At 60.4% G+C, this 15,888-nt stretch carries 15 protein-coding genes and 1 tRNA gene; 3 read left to right on the top strand and 13 right to left on the bottom strand.

What is annotated here, in order from left to right; genetic code table 11:
• Positions 1-15: 15 nt before the first annotated feature.
• Positions 16-106 (bottom strand) — tRNA-Ser (locus HNQ65_RS02840).
• Positions 107-208: 102 nt separating this feature from the next.
• Positions 209-532: a heavy-metal-associated domain-containing protein gene (locus HNQ65_RS02835; RefSeq protein WP_184337956.1), complete on the bottom strand. Its 324-nt coding sequence runs from the start codon at positions 530-532 to the stop codon at positions 209-211.
• 48 nt (positions 533-580) lie between these two features.
• Here HNQ65_RS02835 and HNQ65_RS02830 point away from each other — a divergent pair, with 48 nt between their 5' ends.
• From HNQ65_RS02830 to sucD, 3 genes are all read left to right on the top strand, one after another.
• Positions 581-1,744, top strand: a complete 1,164-nt coding sequence (locus HNQ65_RS02830) for a hypothetical protein (RefSeq protein WP_184337955.1) — start codon at positions 581-583, stop codon at positions 1,742-1,744.
• A gap of 16 nt (positions 1,745-1,760) precedes the next feature.
• On the top strand, positions 1,761-2,129 hold the full coding sequence (locus HNQ65_RS02825) for a diacylglycerol kinase family protein (RefSeq protein WP_184337954.1): 369 nt from the start codon (positions 1,761-1,763) through the stop codon (positions 2,127-2,129).
• A 90-nt stretch (positions 2,130-2,219) separates the two neighbouring features.
• Complete coding sequence (gene sucD / locus HNQ65_RS02820) at positions 2,220-3,128, top strand: succinate--CoA ligase subunit alpha (protein WP_184337953.1); 909 nt, start codon at positions 2,220-2,222, stop codon at positions 3,126-3,128.
• A 313-nt stretch (positions 3,129-3,441) separates the two neighbouring features.
• Here the strand turns inward: sucD and HNQ65_RS02815 are convergent, their stop codons facing one another.
• The 11 genes from HNQ65_RS02815 to HNQ65_RS02765 all read right to left on the bottom strand — a co-directional run bounded on the left by HNQ65_RS02815 (position 3,442) and on the right by HNQ65_RS02765 (position 15,845).
• Positions 3,442-3,819: a rhodanese-like domain-containing protein gene (locus tag HNQ65_RS02815; RefSeq protein ID WP_184337952.1), complete on the bottom strand. Its 378-nt coding sequence runs from the start codon at positions 3,817-3,819 to the stop codon at positions 3,442-3,444.
• Positions 3,820-4,134: 315 nt separating this feature from the next.
• On the bottom strand, positions 4,135-5,580 hold the full coding sequence (gene cls / locus HNQ65_RS02810) for a cardiolipin synthase (protein ID WP_184337951.1): 1,446 nt from the start codon (positions 5,578-5,580) through the stop codon (positions 4,135-4,137).
• A 120-nt stretch (positions 5,581-5,700) separates the two neighbouring features.
• Positions 5,701-7,329: a PrsW family glutamic-type intramembrane protease gene (locus HNQ65_RS02805; protein ID WP_184337950.1), complete on the bottom strand. Its 1,629-nt coding sequence runs from the start codon at positions 7,327-7,329 to the stop codon at positions 5,701-5,703.
• A gap of 20 nt (positions 7,330-7,349) precedes the next feature.
• The gene (locus HNQ65_RS02800) at positions 7,350-7,670 is read right to left on the bottom strand and encodes a hypothetical protein (RefSeq protein ID WP_184337949.1); all 321 of its coding nucleotides are present in this window, start codon (positions 7,668-7,670) and stop codon (positions 7,350-7,352) included.
• Between the two features lie 34 nt (positions 7,671-7,704).
• A complete protein-coding gene (locus tag HNQ65_RS02795; protein WP_184337948.1) occupies positions 7,705-8,178 on the bottom strand; it encodes a GNAT family N-acetyltransferase in 474 nt (157 codons plus the stop codon).
• 145 nt (positions 8,179-8,323) lie between these two features.
• A complete protein-coding gene (locus HNQ65_RS02790) occupies positions 8,324-8,500 on the bottom strand; it encodes a PEP-CTERM sorting domain-containing protein (protein ID WP_184337947.1) in 177 nt (58 codons plus the stop codon).
• Between the two features lie 108 nt (positions 8,501-8,608).
• The gene (locus tag HNQ65_RS02785; protein WP_184337946.1) at positions 8,609-9,505 is read right to left on the bottom strand and encodes a PrsW family glutamic-type intramembrane protease; all 897 of its coding nucleotides are present in this window, start codon (positions 9,503-9,505) and stop codon (positions 8,609-8,611) included.
• A 36-nt stretch (positions 9,506-9,541) separates the two neighbouring features.
• Positions 9,542-10,117, bottom strand: a complete 576-nt coding sequence (locus tag HNQ65_RS02780) for a DUF4112 domain-containing protein (RefSeq protein WP_184337945.1) — start codon at positions 10,115-10,117, stop codon at positions 9,542-9,544.
• A 151-nt stretch (positions 10,118-10,268) separates the two neighbouring features.
• A complete protein-coding gene (gene rho, locus HNQ65_RS02775; protein ID WP_184337944.1) occupies positions 10,269-12,074 on the bottom strand; it encodes a transcription termination factor Rho in 1,806 nt (601 codons plus the stop codon).
• Positions 12,075-12,093: 19 nt separating this feature from the next.
• Positions 12,094-12,843: a YebC/PmpR family DNA-binding transcriptional regulator gene (locus HNQ65_RS02770; protein ID WP_184337943.1), complete on the bottom strand. Its 750-nt coding sequence runs from the start codon at positions 12,841-12,843 to the stop codon at positions 12,094-12,096.
• Between the two features lie 377 nt (positions 12,844-13,220).
• Positions 13,221-15,845, bottom strand: coding sequence for a tetratricopeptide repeat protein (locus HNQ65_RS02765; RefSeq protein WP_184337942.1), 2,625 nt, complete (start codon positions 15,843-15,845; stop codon positions 13,221-13,223).
• Between the last annotated feature and the right edge of the window lie 43 nt (positions 15,846-15,888).

The raw sequence follows: 15,888 nt of genomic DNA, 5'->3' as shown, positions 1-15,888 counted from the left end.
AACACCGACGAAGAATGGCGGACAGGGAGGGATTCGAACCCTCGGTAGCTGTTTAGGCTACACACGCTTTCCAGGCGTGCTCATTAGACCACTCTGACACCTGTCCAAATTTGGTTGCTCCGGGAAACGGAGAGCGCGGATAGTGGCGCAGTCAGGAGTACTCGCAAGCGATTTTGGCTGCTGTTTTCACTTTATCCGTTTCAGCCGCTTAGTTTGCAGGATGATCGGTCTTCTTCCACTCGTGCACGATGTAGGTGCTGGCAGAGCTGCCGAGAGAGGCGATGGCCTGTTCTTTGGTGAGATTGGGAGAAGTGGAGGTCACGGTGACCTTTTGTGTGCCTGCCTTATCACCGGGGACGATCTGCACCTTGGTCACGCCTTCGAGTTTGGTGAAGGAGGCGGTCACATGGTCTTTGCAACCGGCGCATACCATGCCGGTCATTTCAGCGATGTAATTGACGGTTGCGTCTGCAGCCAGGGCTGGCAGTGCACAGAGAGAGATGAGAGCGGCGAGGAAGGTCTGGCGGTTCATGGATGGGGGAAACAAATAAGCGATGACTTTCTCGCGCCAAGTCCAAGTTTGTGGCCGGTTGCTTCGTTGAGAGGAAAGATTTTGATCAATAAAGATTTTTCGTGCTCCCAATCGCGTTTTGACGTGTTTATTTTTTCACCAACCATGAAATTCACCCATTTCCTGACTCTTACCGCCGCCACGCTGGCCACCACAGCGTCTGCACAAACTGCCGCTCCTGGGGCCACGGAATCTCCAGCGCCTGAGCACAAGGTGATCCTGACGCCTACCCAGACCACGCATATTCTCAAGGAGCTGGAGAAAGTGGAATCGCAGATCGGGAAGGGACGAGGGTCGATCTTTGGGGCGGCCGTTGCCAAATTTCGCGAGGGCATGGCCAGCCCAGCTGCTGCAATGGCGCTCTACCTGGACTGCTACAAGCTGGAGCACTTTGACCGTAAGAACCTGAAGCAGGCAGACTTCATGGACTGGCGGAACAAGAATGAAGCAAAACTCAAAGACGAGGATTTCAAAAAGGCGCTGATGCTGCAACTGGAGTACCTTGTGCTGACCATTCAGGCTCAGGATATCGACGAGCCTAAAAAGCTGGCATCGATTGTGCCGGCGCTGCAGGCCTTTCTAGGCAAGGCGGTGATAGCCATTCAGGGAACGACGGCACATTCGGCCTCCGGTGCTGTGACTGACAAAGATGCCAAGGGGGGTAAAAAGGGAGGTGGCAACGTTCCAGCAGGTGACATTCTAGGGACTTTGAGACAGTCCGTGGCAGAGTCTGATTTTGCCAAAGCTTATTCGCTGGAAGACTTTCTCAAGCGGGAGGATTGGGAATACCAGCCTCTGAGTGTGCGGGGAATTTATTCCAATGCCATCTTTCCTTATTACCTGGCTGAAAAGCCGACTGAGCTTCCTGCCCAATGGGATTCCCGAATCAGTGCCGAAATGGCAATTCGCAAAGCCCTGATGAGCGAGACCGAATTCGTGGAGTACAGCAAGGATGCAGGCCCTCGTCTTCAGTGGGAGAAGAACAACTATCTCGTGGAAAACGATGTTAATGCTGTCAATGCGATGGCCGATATGCTGAAAGTCATTCAGACCTATCCCAGCCATCCGGATGCCAATACTTGGCTGAAGGCATTCCGTGAGCTTGTGAAGAATGTCTCTGAACCGGGCGCAGTGCCGGAGGTTCCTGGGGCTGAAAAGCCAGCTGCCCAGTAGTTTGTAGAATGGCTTTATGCACCGCTGGCTAGCCTCCGTCGTTCGCAGCTTTGGACCTGCACTGGCGGGGGTGGCGTGGGCTCTGAAGACGCAGAAGAACCTGCAATTTCATGCCGGTGCCACGGTGCTGATGGTTGTTTTGGGATTCTGGCTGGGGCTTGCCACTTGGGAATGGTGCGCCGTCACGCTGGCTGCTGGCATAGTGTGGGCTGCGGAGCTGATGAACACGGCGCTGGAAGTGCTGGCAGACCGTGTGAGCCTGGAGAGAGAGGAGGCCATCCGCCGTGCCAAGGATGCGGCGGCGGGTGCAGTGCTGATGGCGGCAGTGGGAGCGCTAGGCGTTGGGCTGATGATCTTTCTGCCCAAGCTGTGGGTGCTGCTGTGAGATTATTCCGTCGCCGCCTTGACGCAGCGGAGCACACTTCTATGATGCGGCGCTTTTTTACGCCCCCAAACCCCACACCGAATCATCCCGATGGCCATTCTCGTTGAAACTGACACCCGTATTCTTGTTCAAGGTATCACCGGAGATTTCGGCTCCCGTCATGCCAAGGCCTCCATCGACTATGGCACACAGCTGGTGGCAGGTGTGACTCCGGGCAAGGGTGGCCAGGTTTTTGAACACAGCGGCAAGAAGGTGCCGGTGTTTGACACCGTCTCTGAAGCCGCCCGTGAAACCGGAGCCACGGTGAGCGTGATTTTTGTGCCGCCGCCCTTTGCCGCAGACGCCATTCTCGAAGGCGTGGATGCCGGTCTGGATCTCGTGGTGGCCATTACCGAAGGCATTCCTGTGAATGACATGATCAAGGTCAAGGCCGCCATGAAGGGCAGCAAGACCCGCCTGATTGGCCCCAACTGCCCTGGTCTTGTGACCCCTGGTCACGGTGAGAAATCCCACGGCGGCTGCCGCATCGGCATCGCTCCAGGGTACATCCACAAGCGTGGCAACGTGGGCGTGGTCAGCCGCTCCGGCACCCTGACCTATGAGGCGGTGTGGCAGCTTACGACCCGTGGCTATGGCCAGAGCACTTGTGTGGGCATCGGTGGCGACCCCGTGAATGGCACCAACCACCTCGACGTGCTGAAGATGTTCAACGACGATCCGGAAACCGAAGCGATCATCATGATCGGCGAAATCGGCGGCAACGCCGAGGTGGAAGCCGGACGCTGGGCCAAGGACAACTGCAAGAAGCCCATCGCCGCCTTCATCGCCGGAGCCACCGCTCCTGCCGGACGCCGCATGGGCCACGCTGGTGCCATCATCGGCGGGGCGGACGACACTGCCGCAGCCAAGAAGCGCATCCTTGCTGAGTGCGGCATCGCCGTTTCCGATTCTCCTGCCGACATGGCCACCACGCTGCTGAAGCGCTGGGGCAAGCTGTAAGCTCTGTTGGATATCTCAGCGGTCTGAAGCTGAGTCTGCACCTTTTGGCCGGCATCTGTCTGGCATCGTGGGACGAGTGTGGCGATAGCCCGCTCGTCTTTTCGTTTCCACGTAGGAGTCCAGGCCCTCGTAAACAGTCGGTTTGGAGGCAGGCTAGGCGGGAACACGAACCGCCTTCGAGGCCAAACAAGCCCAGCCTGCACAAACACCTTGGTGTACTCATCCGGCGAAAGATCGCACCATTAGGTGCATAAAAAACCGGGTGGCAGATTGTGGCCTGCGCACCCGGTGGGGTAAGTCGAGGAAGAGAGAATTACTTCTCCAGAGATTCCTTGGCAGCCTTCCAGCCGGAGATGCCGGCGGAGAGATGCTTCACGTTGGTATAGCCGAGCTTGTTGGCAGCGTTGGCGGCAGCTTTGTAGGCGCTGCAGGCAGGGCCGCCGCAGTAGGCCACCACGAGGGCGTTTTTGTCAGCGGGGAGCAGGCTGGCGAGGCTGTTGCCCTGGGTGGCGAAGTCGATGGCGGTGGGCACATGGCCGGCCTTGTAGGAGGCGGCGCCGTTCACGTCGATGACGGTCACCTTCTTTTCAGCGATGGCCTGCTTGAGGTCGGCGATGCTGATGTCCGGGAACTCGGCGGCGAAACCGGCGGTGGCGGCGAGGGCGACAACAAGAGCGATGAGTTTCTTCATGATGGTATCTTGGATGGTTAGAGTTGGAGGGTGCGCTTTAAATCTGTGCGCGTCAGAGGCTCCGTCTTCCGGAGCAAAGGGGGGGAATGGTCTAGGGTACGGTACAGGGTCTGGATGAGATGCGAAGGCGGTCCGCTTTATTCCCGAAAAAAGAACTTTTTACATAGCTGACGACCAAGGCTCCGCAATGTGGGCGGTGATGGCTGAAAATGATCTGTGGCTCTGGGGGCATTTGGCGATGGGGCGGCTGCGTCGGTCGGGCAGTCTTACAACGCTCTTAAATACGGACGGCTTTGCCAAAATATGCAAAAGTTCTCACAAGAGCGGGATGAAGAGCCGGGCAAAGCCATTGCGCAGGCGCTGGGAGACAGGGGTGGCGTCCAGCATGTCCTGGGTGATCTCGCGGCTGTGTGCCAGCTTGGCGTCCATTTCTTCAGCGAGACGGCGGCAGAGTTCGGCATCATGGCAGGCCAGATTGAATTCGAAGTTGAGGCGCAGGCTACGAGGGTCCCAGTTGGTGGAGCCGAGGAAGGACCAGACGCCATCCACCAGGAAGATCTTGGAGTGGTCAAAGGGGGCTGGGGATTCGTAGATGCGGCAGCCGACGGCGAGCAACTCGGGGTAGAGCGTCTGCGAGGCCCAGCCAACGAAGGGGATGTTGTTGGCTCCGGGGGTGAGGATGGTCACCTTCACTCCACGAACGGCGCACAGCCGGAGAGCGGCCATGAGAACCATATTGGGCAGGAAGTAGGGGGTTATGATCTTGACCTCCTCCCGGGCTGCATTGAGCGCGGCAAAAAACGCGGCAGGCATCACCTCCAGGTCCTCGTCCGGGCCGTCCACGATGCCCAAGGCGCTGGTGTTGCCGGTGGCATTCAGCTCGGGGAACCACAAGGGGCCCTCAAGCTGCTCCAGGGTGCAAAAGGCCCAGTCCTCGGCAAAGACGCGCTGGATCTGCGCCACACAGGGGCCGGTGACTTCGAAGTGTAGATCGTGCACGGGATGTGATGGCTGGCGAGAGACCATGTTTCCCTCCCGGATATTCATGCCGCCGGTGAAGGCGGTACGGCCGTCAACCACGAGGATTTTGCGGTGGTTGCGCAGGTTCATGGTGATCAGGCGCAGGATGAGGCGGCTGGGCATGAAGCGCCGCACGGTGACGCCGGCTTTTTCGAGAGCCTCGATGACGGGAGGCCATGAGTAGCGGGTGCCGGCATCGTCCACCATCACACGCACCTGCACACCGCGCTTTACGGCTGCTGACAGGGCTTCCACAAATTCTGCGCCGATGCCCGTGGCCTCGAAGATGTAACTGGCCAGGGTGATGCTCTGCTGTGCGCTGCGTATGACCTCCAGCATGCGCGGCATGGCCTCGTCTCCATTGCGGAGGATTTCGAGGTGGTTTCCGAGTGTGAGACTGAAGCGCGAGATGCGGTCCAGCGTGCGTGCGAGCTGCTGGTGCTCCTGCATGGTGCAGCTGCCCGAGTCTGTGATGGGCAGCGGATACTCTGGGACGGGATCGTGCCAGGGCTCGTGCATGCCACTGCGATAGCGCCGGCCGCTGCGGCGGAGGATGTTAATGCCAAGAAAAAGGTAGAGAAGCGGGCTGAAGAGGGGCTCCACCACGATGAGCGCCGTCCAAAATGCTGCCGAGCGATAGTCCCGATGCCGCAGCAGCAGGTGCCCCAGAGCCAGCAGTGCGCCGATGATGGAGACGAGCGCCAGTGTGTCCGTCCAGAAGGTGTGCAGAAACCAGCTCATGATATGGCCACCAGCATGCGTGGAGTGTTGCGAAGGGTCAAGTGTGCCAAAAGCGGCTCTTTATTTCCACAGGGTCTGCTGCGTGAGGAGGGGCATTCCAGCTCTCAATGATGCTGTGGATCATGTATTTTCAAACCGCCTCCAGTAGAGCAGAGCAATGGGGACCATGCTCAGGCATTCCTGCCCGGCGGCGGCCACGCCACCCATGGTGCGTGTGCTCCAAGCCCCGAGTACGAAGGAAATGGCGATCAGCACGGCAGAGCCCAGCGTGAAAACTGACAGAGGTGAGATCGTGCGCCGGGAGGGGTGCGTCTCAGTGCATAGCAGGTCGATGAAGCGTGCGGCACTGAGCACCAGCACGACGATGGAAAGCCAGCGGATGTCCGGGCTCTCGCTACCGGAGAGGTAGTCGTACCCGCCGTGCGCGGCCACGGCCAGCAGGAAGGTCATGATGAACTCCTCTGCATGCGCAAAGCGTGTGAGCAGCATGTGGTAGAGGCTGTGCGCACAGATGCCGGTGAGGGAGATGTGGAGGAAATTGGCGGAGAGAAAGCGGGTCCAGGCCACGCTGCCACCGAAGTCCTGGTAGTAGCCGATGTTTTCCTCCAGAGAAAAGCCCAGGCCAATAAAGGCTCCCGTCAGCAGCGCGAGCCCGGGCGTGCGCCGCCATAGCAGCCATGGCAGAAAAAGGGAGAAGAGCAGCAGCTTGCAGCCTTCTTCACGCAGTCCCACACCCGTGAGGTAGTAAAGCAGGTCATGAGGAAAGGGGGCCTCAGCTGTCATGCCCTGCACAAATTCCTGATAGGCCAGTATGGTGAGCGTGGGCCACACGCTCAGGATGCCTGCAGTGAGCGCACCCATGGGGCGCAGCCAGCGCCAGGGCTCGGGCTCGGTGTGCTGCACCAAGATAAAATACCAAAGCGCCGCTGCAAAAAAAGCCAGTGCCAGCATGCCGTAGGGGATCTCGTTCAGGCGCTGCCGCAGCAGACCCCGCCACTGCAGCCACACATCTCCCAGCAGGGAGCCTGCGTGGTGCTGCAGCCACGGGTGGCACTCCTCGATCCACCCCGGCTGTGCGGCGATGGCGCGAAGCAGGGGCAGATCCCGCTGGGTGATGGCGAGGCGCAGGGCCTCTTCCCGCGCGCTAGCTGCATCCACAAAGTGGAATCCTTCCTCATAGAAGGCATGCGCGGCACCCGGCAGGTCGTGCAGACGTTTTTTGGTGCTGCCAAGAAGCTCGGCAGCCAGCATTAACGGCGGTTTGGATGCGGCCTGTTGCGTCAGCGTCCGCAGCGCCTCCGCATCCCCGGCCAGCGTTGCGGCCAGAAAGCTGCGGAAGAGGCCCGCCGGAGAATCCGTGCTGGCATGCAACTGAATCAGATGCGCCAGCTCATAGCCGCCGAGCATGCCCGTCTGGCTGAAGGTCTGGTAGGCAGTGACGTCGCCCTCGTCCGTGAGGGCTGGGAGCTGGTCCAGAAGCAGCCGCAGCCAGCGGGCAAAGGCCCGTGGTTGCGGCGCGCCTTCCTGGCGCAGGTAGTTAAATTCTTCCTGCAACTGGCTCAACTCCGGCGTGATGGCGTGCACAGCGGGCGTCTTGCCCTGTGGCATGCTGCCGACCACGATGACACATGCGATGATGACGCCGCTGGCGATGATGCCCGCCGCCGTGCGCAGAAGGAACTGACGATCTCGTGAGAGGCGGTGGGTGCTGGCGCGCCAGCCGTGGTGCCAGGGGGGCTCTTCGCTCATGCAGCAAGGGGGGCGGGGGCTCAGGAGTCCGCTTTTTTCCACCAGTCCGGAGACTGCTCCCAAGGGGCACGTGTGTCCGGCTCCTGCTCCTGAGCGGTGGTCTGACGCTCCTGGGAGGCTGCTGCCTCCTCTTCTTCCAGCTCCATGAGCAGCTGCATGTGGGGCTCCGGCTTGGTGGTGCGCCGCCAGATGAGCCAAGCCCACATGGCAAAAGCCCCCAGCAGGAAGAACAGAGTGCCCAGTGTGAAGAGGACAAACCAGTCTGAGGCCTCCGCCCACTCCCTGGGGATCTTCATGGTGCCACCTTCAGGCCTGGAAAAGAAGGGGTTGAGCGAGTGCATGAAGGATAACTGCGGCCTGCGTGGCTGCGAGGATTCAATTTTCGTTAAAAACCAGCCGCATCGGGATCATCTTGGAGAACTGGAACCCGTGCTGCTGGAAGAAGGACTGTGAATCTGCACTGATGCGGTCTGTCAGCAGCGTGATACGGCGGAAGCGCTTTTCCCGGGCAAACTCGATGGCGTGCTCCAGCAGCCGCCCGCCATAGCCCTGGCGGCGGTGCTCCGGGTGAACGATCACGTCTTCCATGATGAGCACCAGCCCACCTTCGGCGGTACTGATGGTGAAAAGCAGGTTGATCATGCCTATCACCTTGTGGTCGGTGCGAAGCACGAAGATACGCCCACGGTTTGGCTGCTCCAGGATGAGGCGAAGGCCGTGTTCCTGCTTGGAGCGGTCTGGCTTGAAGTCCTCCTCCTCGCTGAACAACGCCATCAACAGCTCCACCAGCTGGGGGAGGTCTTCAATGGTGGCGGGCTCAATGTGGGGTTCGGTGTCAGCTTCAGGCATGACCTTCAGAATAACGGGCCAGCGACCAATGGCAATTCATACAATGGGCTCGTTTTCCCTTGAGTTTTCTTCAGCAGCAAGAAAAAGCCGCATTGCATTTTGGTTCATGCAATGCGGCCAGAACAGACAGGGAAGCCTTTTTGGATTAACGGCGACGGCGGGCAGCAAGACCCACGCAGCCCATGAGGAGCAGCATGGCGTGTGAAGGCTCGGGGACAGCAGCATAGAGGTTCATGCTAGCGTCCGGGGCGATGCCGGTGGCTTCAGCCGCAGAAGCTGCCGAAGCGATGGCAAGTGTGGCGAGGGTGAGGATGTATTTCATGAGTGAAGGTTAGGGGGGAGACATGATTCCAATTCATGCCGATTTAATAATTTTATGAAAATCTTGATGCGAAGGCAATAAAAAATAAAGAATATCCTTATCTTTATGTCATGCTTTCCGCTTTAGACGTGAAATTGGAGCCATGACGATGGCGGTGGCAGTCACTACTGGAAGAAAAAGCAGGCATTCCCTAGCACAGATCCAGAGGGCTTCCGAAGTGCCCCAGCGCTGCCAGGTGATGCCCAGCGAGAGGGTGTACTGGATGGCGGCTCCCAGAATGAACCACAGTGCGACACGTGGCTGCATGGAGCTGGTGGGTTGCAAGTGCTGATAGGTGCGAAAAAAGCTGACTATCAAGGCGATAACCACAGCCTGAGACAGCCAGGAGGTGCCGCCCGCCCTCAACCATGCCCAGGTGCTGGCAGGGGCCCAGTCATAGAGTCCGTGTGCTACGACCACGCAAAAAAAGACAGTCCAGAACCAGGCCCATGGCCGCGAGTGGAGGCGGGCTGCCATGAACGCCGCTCCACAGAGGGCGGTGGCCGTCATGTGCAGCGCCGTGGTGGAAAAAACGCGACCCACCAGCAAAGTGGGTTCCGCATGGCCGCCGAAAAACCAGCGATTTTCCGCCGTGGCAAAGCCTAGGCCTACCAAGGCTGCTGTGAGCAAGGAGCTGCGCGGAATAGCTGGTTTTGGGGACAGCCAGAGCAAGCATGGGATGGCGAAGAGGAGCTTGAACAGTTCCTCGCGCAGCCCCACATCCTGAATGAAAAGCATGAGGGTGCGTCCGCCAGAGAGCTGCTGCAGGGCCGGGGCCAGAGCAGGGTGCACGGTGACAAGATACCAGCCGACCGCACGGAAGCTGCACCACCCTGCCGCCAGTGGGAGCAGCGGCCAAAGCCAGCGCCAAGGAGCGCGGCCAGGGTAACCCAGCAGAACGAGTACTCCGTACCAGATGGTCAGGCCTGAGAGTGTGGCGGCATTTTGATAGAGCATGTCACTCATACTAGAGTGCAGTGGAGCCGCCGCCAATCCAGTTCATCAGCGCATGCCCAAGGCATGCAGCACCGCCTGCACAGCTGAGTAAAAGAGCCAGGCATAGAAAGCCCAGCCGACGATGATGAACGTGGCGACCATGCCTGCCAAAATGAGCAGGCCGAGGTAAAAACGCAGCGTGCTGCGTTCCACCTTCGCACTATGGCCAGCCTGCCAGGTGTGCAGCAGGTGGAGGTTGCGCGAATTGGATTTGAAAAAGATGGAGGCCAGCGCACCAGCGCCAGGGATGAGGCCGAGGAGGAAGTTTGCCCCCATGTTGAGCGTCATGCGCAAAAAGACGGGAATGGAGACGCCACTGCGCAATGCCTCGATGAGGATGATGAGCCCCGCGCCTGATGCCACGGTGTCTCCCACGCCAGGAAACAGGGCCAGAATGGGGTCCAGCCCTATCCGCACATTGGTGCCGGGCAGGCGCAGGAGTTCATCGAGATACTTTGCCAGGATCCTTGCTGTCGCACGGTCGCCGGGATCGGCGCTGGCTGCGAGCTTTGCCGCGATGGGATTGATCTGCGCAGGCGGCAGAACCTCGTCCACTTTGAGATCAGGCGTCGGGGCAGGCATGCGTACTGGATACGGGTTGCACGCCTGGGTGACAACTGGAAGAGAGGACTGGAATTGGAATCAGGGTGCGCGCCAAGAAAGGGCGGAAGCCCGAACGGTAAACGCAGAACCTGACTGATCGAAGCTGATGATGAAAGGCAGAGGGGCCTGCCTAGCCCTTGCTGGGCAGGTCCACGAGCATCTGTGCGTTGTTGGGGTAGCGCTCCAGCAAGGAGATCACACGCTGGATGGCTTCCACGGGCTTGTGCCCGGCCAGGCCACGGCGCAGCATGTGGATTTTGTCCAACTGGAAGGGCTGCAGCAGCAGTTCTTCACGACGCGTGCCAGATTTGAAGATGTTCACGGCAGGGTAGATGTACTGCTCGGCGATCTTGCGGTCCAGAACCAGCTCCATGTTGCCGGTGCCCTTGAACTCCTGGAAGATCACATCGTCCTGACGGCCGCCGGTTTCGACCAGCGCGGTGCCGAGGATGGTGAGGGAGCCCGCGGTGCGCGTATTGCGCGCAGCGGCAAAGAGGCGGCGGGGGATCTCGAGCGCGCCCACAGCCAGACCACCGCTGCCGGTGGCACCGCCCTTGGCGATGTTGTTGAAGGCACGGGCCATGCGGGTGATGGAGTCCATGAGCATGAAGACGTGCTCTCCGCACTCCACGAGGCGCTTGGCGCGCTCGATGGCAAAGGAGGAGATGCGTGTGTGGCTCTTTACGTCCTGATCGTTGTTGCTGGCGAAGATTTCCGCATTGGGCAGGACGCGTTTGAACTCGGTCACTTCTTCAGGGCGCTCGTCCACCAGCAGGATCATGAGGTGCGTGCCGGGATGATTCTGGAGCACAGCTTCGGCGATGTGCTGCATGATGGTGGTCTTGCCAGCGCGTGGCGGAGCCACGATGAGGCCGCGCTGGCCGCGACCCACTGGCGTCATCATGTCGATGACACGGGTGGTCAGGCGGTCCTTCACCGTCTCAAGCTGGTAGCGCTTGTTGGGGTTTACCGCCTTGAGTTCTTCGAAGAGCGGCAGCTCGCGCATGGCCATGGGGTCACGGCCATTGACCTCGGTCACTTCTGTGATCTGCGGGCCGCGCGCGCCCTTGCACTGCACGCCGGAGACCTGCATGCCTTCGCGGAGGCCGTATTTGCGGATGAATTCAGGGGCGATGAAGGCATCCTGCGGATGCTGGGCGAAGGAGAGTTCGCGACGACGCAGGAAGCCGTATCCCTTGGGGGACATTTCCAGAATGCCGTTGGCAGGCTCGGGCGGGCCGAGTGGCAGCGGGGGCTCGGGCTCGTAGTGCTGGCCACCGTGGGACTGAGGGCTGCCGCCATTGCCATTCGGAGCGCCGTGGTCACGGCCGGAACGGCGCTGGGAATCGCGCTCGGCGCGGCGCTGCTTCCAGCGTTCAAACTTGGCCTTGCGGCGTTCTTTGGCCGTCATGGGACGCGGCTGGCCGTTTGCGTCCAGGACAGTGTAGCGGGAGAGTCCGTTGTTTTCAGCGCCAGGGGTTCCGGGCGTCGTGCCAGCGCCAGCTTCTTCAGCCTCGTCGTCATCGGCATCCGCCTCTGAAGCATTTTCAGCTGCTGCAGGTGCGACGGCGGCCTGAGGCACAGGTGCAGCGGCCACGGGGGCAGGGGCTGGAGCAGGTGCGGCAGGAGCTTCGGCAACGATGGCAGGCTCAGGGGCTGTTTCGACTATTGCAGGTGCGGCGGCTGCGGGCGCCGCCTCCAGGAGGTTCAGCTCGGGTGCTTCTGCATCAGCCGTCTTTTTCCGTGGGGTCTTGCGTGCCACCTTGGCCTTGGCTTTTACGGCGGGCGTTTTTTCTTCCTGCACTTCCTCCACTGCGGGCGCCGCTTTGACTTTGGCGGTTTTCTTTGCAGCGGTCTTTTTGACGGCTGCTTTTTTGGCCGGAGCTTTGCGCTTGGGCTTGGGGGCTTCGAGCTCGGCGATGTTTTCTTCAGACATAAGCGGGATGGAAAGGGGATTAATCGAGCTGATCGGCAATTGAGTCGTCGATTTCAAAATTGGCGTGCACGTTCTGCGTGTCGTCGTAGTCGTCGAGAACGTCGTAGAGGTTGACGAGTGCCTTGGCGGTGGCCACGTCGCTGATGGTGATGGTGGTCTGCGGCTGCTGGATGAGCTTCTGAGAGCGTGAGTTGAGCCCTTTTTCGCGCAGAGCACCTGCCACCTGGAAAAGCTGGTCTGTGGCGGTATAGACGACCCAGTCGTCGCCGTCTTCCTGGATGTCCTCGGCTCCTGCTTCCAGGGCGGCTTCCATGATCTGATCCTCAGTGCCTGCAGCTTTGTCGAGGCGGATTTCTCCAAGGCGCGCAAAGAGGTAGGCCACGCTGCCAGAGTCCGCCAGAGTGCCCTGATTTTTGGAAAGCAGGACGCGGATGTCGTTGAAGCTGCGGTTGCGGTTGTCGGTGACGACTTCGATCATCATGGCGACACCGCCTGGGGCATAGGCTTCGTAAACGACTTCCTCGATCTGAGCTCCGCCCAGCTCTCCGGTGCCTTTTTTGATGGCGCGGTCGATGTTGTCGTTGGGCATGTTGGCCGCGCGAGCCGCCAGGATGGCGCTGCGCAGGCGTGCGTTCATGTCAGGGCTGCCGCCGCCATGCTTGGCTGCGAGGGTGATTTCCTTGGCCAGCTTGCTGAAGGCATTGCCGCGCTTGGCATCCGTGATGGCTTTGCCACGCTTGATTTTGGACCATTTATTGTGGCCTGCCATGATGAGAACGATGTCGGTTGGGAATGCAACGGAAGGTGTGCGGCCATGTGCCGACCTACCGTGCGGTGGGGTTTGGGAAATGTGGGGGGCGGGGGGGAGAGCGGCATCGCCGCGATGTGTACCGGAAGGAATGACGGCCACGCAGCAGCTGCGGGGTCGCGTTTCAGCAGCACCAGGCTGGGAAACTTCGGCAATCCTGCCGGGAACAACACCAAGTGTTCACCAAGTTGAGAGAACTTGGAACGGAGGAGAGTGTGCGAGATGCCGGGCCAGGATGCAAGATGTTTTTCACAGGCGGGGCTAAAGAATGCTGTAGCAGCACATACGCCCGGACTCTCCGTGGCAGCAGGGAAGGTTCCTTTTTAACGCAGCTTTCCCTACCTTGATTTTTTCTTCGTGCCTTTGCTCCCTCCTTTGTCGGACGCTGATGTGGGAGCGGGTTTGTCTGCAGGAGGTGATTCCATTTTCAGCACCTTGGGAGGTGTGGGAGCGGGGCCTTCCCAGAGGAAATGCTCCAGGCGGATCTTGGTAGCACGATCACGCGCCTCGCTGGAGCGGTCTCCCGGGCGCTGGGCTATCTGCTCTGCCAGACGTGCGGCTGCGTCCCACTGGCGGGTGGCTTCGAGCAGGTCCACGCCAAAGAAGCCTGCTTTTGAAAACCAGATGTAGTCAGCCGGACTGGCGGGCGGTGTCATCTCTGCGGCGCGCAGGACATTGTAGCAGGCTTCCAGCGCCTCAGTGTCGCGACGGGCATCATGATGCACGGATGCGAGGGTGAATCCGGCGCGGGCCTTCCACATGAAGGACAGTGAATGATCTGCGAGGAAGGCATCCAGCAGATCGGCGGCTGCGTCCAGGCGAGCAGGTTCGGTCTTGCCCAGCAGGAGCAGGAGTTCGGCCTTTTCACACTGCGTTGTGAGGCGCTGCTCATGGTCCAGTGCTTTCATGGCCAGCACCTGATCCAGGGCGGTGAGGGCGGCCAGATGATTGCCCTGCAAGCGCTCGGAGAGCGCCTGCTGACGGCGTGCGGCCACAGCCAGCGGTCCATTTTTCTGAGCCAGTTCATCCCAGATCTCCAGAGCTCGCGCACGACCTTCGACGCTCATGACTGATGTGGCGGACATGGCGGCGAAGTAAAGGGCGGTATCTGCGTGCGCAGTCTCCGGATACTCCTTGGCGATGATCTCAAACTCCGTGCGTGCGTTGGCGTAATCCTCCAGGCGGTAGTAGGCTCCGGCGATCTTCATGCGCACCTCTGGAAGGAGGGGGCTTTTGGGCCAGGCTTTGATGAAATCTGCGGCATCAGCCACCAGTGATTTGAGCTCTCCCGAGGCATCCTTGATCCAAAGGCGGGTGTAACCGATGCGCTCACGCTGCGCAGGAGAGAGCTCGGCGGCGGTGGTGGCATTGTCGAGCGCCTTGCCTGCTTCATCTATGCGTGGCGGAGCGGAGAGCAGCAACCATTCTGCCAGCGCGATACAGCCATCCGCGAAGCGCTGGTGTTTTGGATAAGTGCGGATGAAGGCACGCAGGGCCTTCTCGGTCTCGGGGCTGCGCCTTGAGGCGAGGTAGAGGGCTTTTTCCAGTTCCAGCGTGGCTGCGGAATCTCCGGTGTCCTTGCCAGCGGAGCCATTGGTCACGACCTCCAGCTGGCCCAGCAGGCTCTGGTAGAGTGCGGAGTCGCCTGCGGAGACGGCGGCTACAGCAGCATTAAAAAGTGCGCGCCTGCGCTCGGTGAGGGTGGCGGCCACATTGGCGGCGCTTTGGAAAATTTCCATCGCCTGCTTTGCCTCGCCGCGCCTGAAGAGAATGCCGCCTACGGCAAAATCAACCGGTACCGGGGCGCCGCCAAACTGCCTGCGCCAGGCATCTGCAAGCGCCAGCACCCGGTCATCCGTGTGGTGGCTGGCGTAGAGCTCCATGGCCAGATGCATCGCTTCGCGGTAGCGTGGATGAGAAGGATTCATCTGCAGCAGGGCCTCGAGCATGCCAAGGGTCTCGTCATCCCGCTTCTGAGCGGCCAGCCATTGGGCGGTCAGGTAGAGGGCATGCCCGCGAAACTCCGCCGTGGCGGCTGCCAGCACCGGTGGTGGATCCGGCTGCTGCTGGGCGGTGTTGCCAGAGGAGACCCAGCGAAGCACCAGCTCTGGCAGCGTGGCTTGAGAAGAGGTGGCCTGGTGGATGCGGTTGAGCAGATCAAAGGCCTCCGTCCACAGACTGGTGTCTGCGGTGGTATCGAGAAATTTGAGCAACAGCTCCTGGGCCTCTGCTGCGTGGTTTTGGCGCAGCAGGGCCTCCATCTGGAGCAGTGTGGCGGCCTGATGCATGTGCTCTCCGCCAGCCTGGGAATTTCTCACCGATTCAAGGATTTGCTCTGCCTGCGTGATTTGCCCGCTCTGCAGCAGTGCGCGTGCGCGGAGGAATCGTGCGGGGGCACTCTCGTCTTTTGACGAAAGGCCGGCAGGCGCCCTGTTTTCGTCGAGGTCGATTTCGCTGAGGAGCAGCCGAGCGCGGGATTGCAGTGCGGAGTCTGATGATGTCAGCAAGGCCGAGGCCACGCTGCGTGCCTCGGCGTTTTCCCCCATCGAGGCCAGTATCTGGGCCAGAAGCAAATCGCTGCGGGGATGTCTGGCTGAAGCGCCCTCCTCGGACAAGGCGGTGCGTGCAGCAGTCAGATCTCCGATCAAGGCAAGCGCCTGTCCGCGCCAGAAGAGCTCATGATCGAGGTCGTAGGCATCTGCTAGTGCCAGAACGCGGGCACCATCATCGGCACGCGTCCATGCCTCGGCGGCAAATGTAGCCAGCTCGCGCGTTTCCACACGGGTCCAGCCTTTTTGCTTGAGCAGGCGCTCAGCTTTGACCCCTGCCACACCGGGCAGTCCGTCTGCCAGAGCCTGATGTGCCGAGAGGTATTCGGAAGTCTCCGACAGCCCCGCCGCGCTGAGTGCGGCAGGAAGAGCGAGGATGGCTGCGGTGATGAATAGACTCCGAGGCGTAGGCATGCTGCGGCGACCCTATCTCAGCATTGGGCGCACGGCAAAGAAG

Source organism: Prosthecobacter vanneervenii (assembly GCF_014203095.1).
In the GTDB taxonomy this organism is placed as follows: domain Bacteria; phylum Verrucomicrobiota; class Verrucomicrobiia; order Verrucomicrobiales; family Verrucomicrobiaceae; genus Prosthecobacter; species Prosthecobacter vanneervenii.
The sequence above is the reverse complement of the archived record's forward strand: the minus strand, read 5'-3'. Positions and strand labels throughout refer to the sequence as shown.

Coding starts and splice junctions, on each gene's coding strand:
- sucD (WP_184337953.1), top strand. CDS start 2,220: ATGGCCATTCTCGTTGAAACTGACACCCGTATTCTTGTTCAAGGTATC.
- HNQ65_RS02805 (WP_184337950.1), bottom strand. CDS start 7,329: ATGAGCGAAGAGCCCCCCTGGCACCACGGCTGGCGCGCCAGCACCCAC.
- HNQ65_RS02790 (WP_184337947.1), bottom strand. CDS start 8,500: ATGAAATACATCCTCACCCTCGCCACACTTGCCATCGCTTCGGCAGCT.
- HNQ65_RS02815 (WP_184337952.1), bottom strand. CDS start 3,819: ATGAAGAAACTCATCGCTCTTGTTGTCGCCCTCGCCGCCACCGCCGGT.
- HNQ65_RS02765 (WP_184337942.1), bottom strand. CDS start 15,845: ATGCCTACGCCTCGGAGTCTATTCATCACCGCAGCCATCCTCGCTCTT.
- HNQ65_RS02800 (WP_184337949.1), bottom strand. CDS start 7,670: ATGCACTCGCTCAACCCCTTCTTTTCCAGGCCTGAAGGTGGCACCATG.
- HNQ65_RS02795 (WP_184337948.1), bottom strand. CDS start 8,178: ATGCCTGAAGCTGACACCGAACCCCACATTGAGCCCGCCACCATTGAA.
- HNQ65_RS02770 (WP_184337943.1), bottom strand. CDS start 12,843: ATGGCAGGCCACAATAAATGGTCCAAAATCAAGCGTGGCAAAGCCATC.
- HNQ65_RS02780 (WP_184337945.1), bottom strand. CDS start 10,117: ATGCCTGCCCCGACGCCTGATCTCAAAGTGGACGAGGTTCTGCCGCCT.
- HNQ65_RS02785 (WP_184337946.1), bottom strand. CDS start 9,505: ATGAGTGACATGCTCTATCAAAATGCCGCCACACTCTCAGGCCTGACC.
- HNQ65_RS02835 (WP_184337956.1), bottom strand. CDS start 532: ATGAACCGCCAGACCTTCCTCGCCGCTCTCATCTCTCTCTGTGCACTG.
- cls (WP_184337951.1), bottom strand. CDS start 5,580: ATGAGCTGGTTTCTGCACACCTTCTGGACGGACACACTGGCGCTCGTC.
- HNQ65_RS02825 (WP_184337954.1), top strand. CDS start 1,761: ATGCACCGCTGGCTAGCCTCCGTCGTTCGCAGCTTTGGACCTGCACTG.
- rho (WP_184337944.1), bottom strand. CDS start 12,074: ATGTCTGAAGAAAACATCGCCGAGCTCGAAGCCCCCAAGCCCAAGCGC.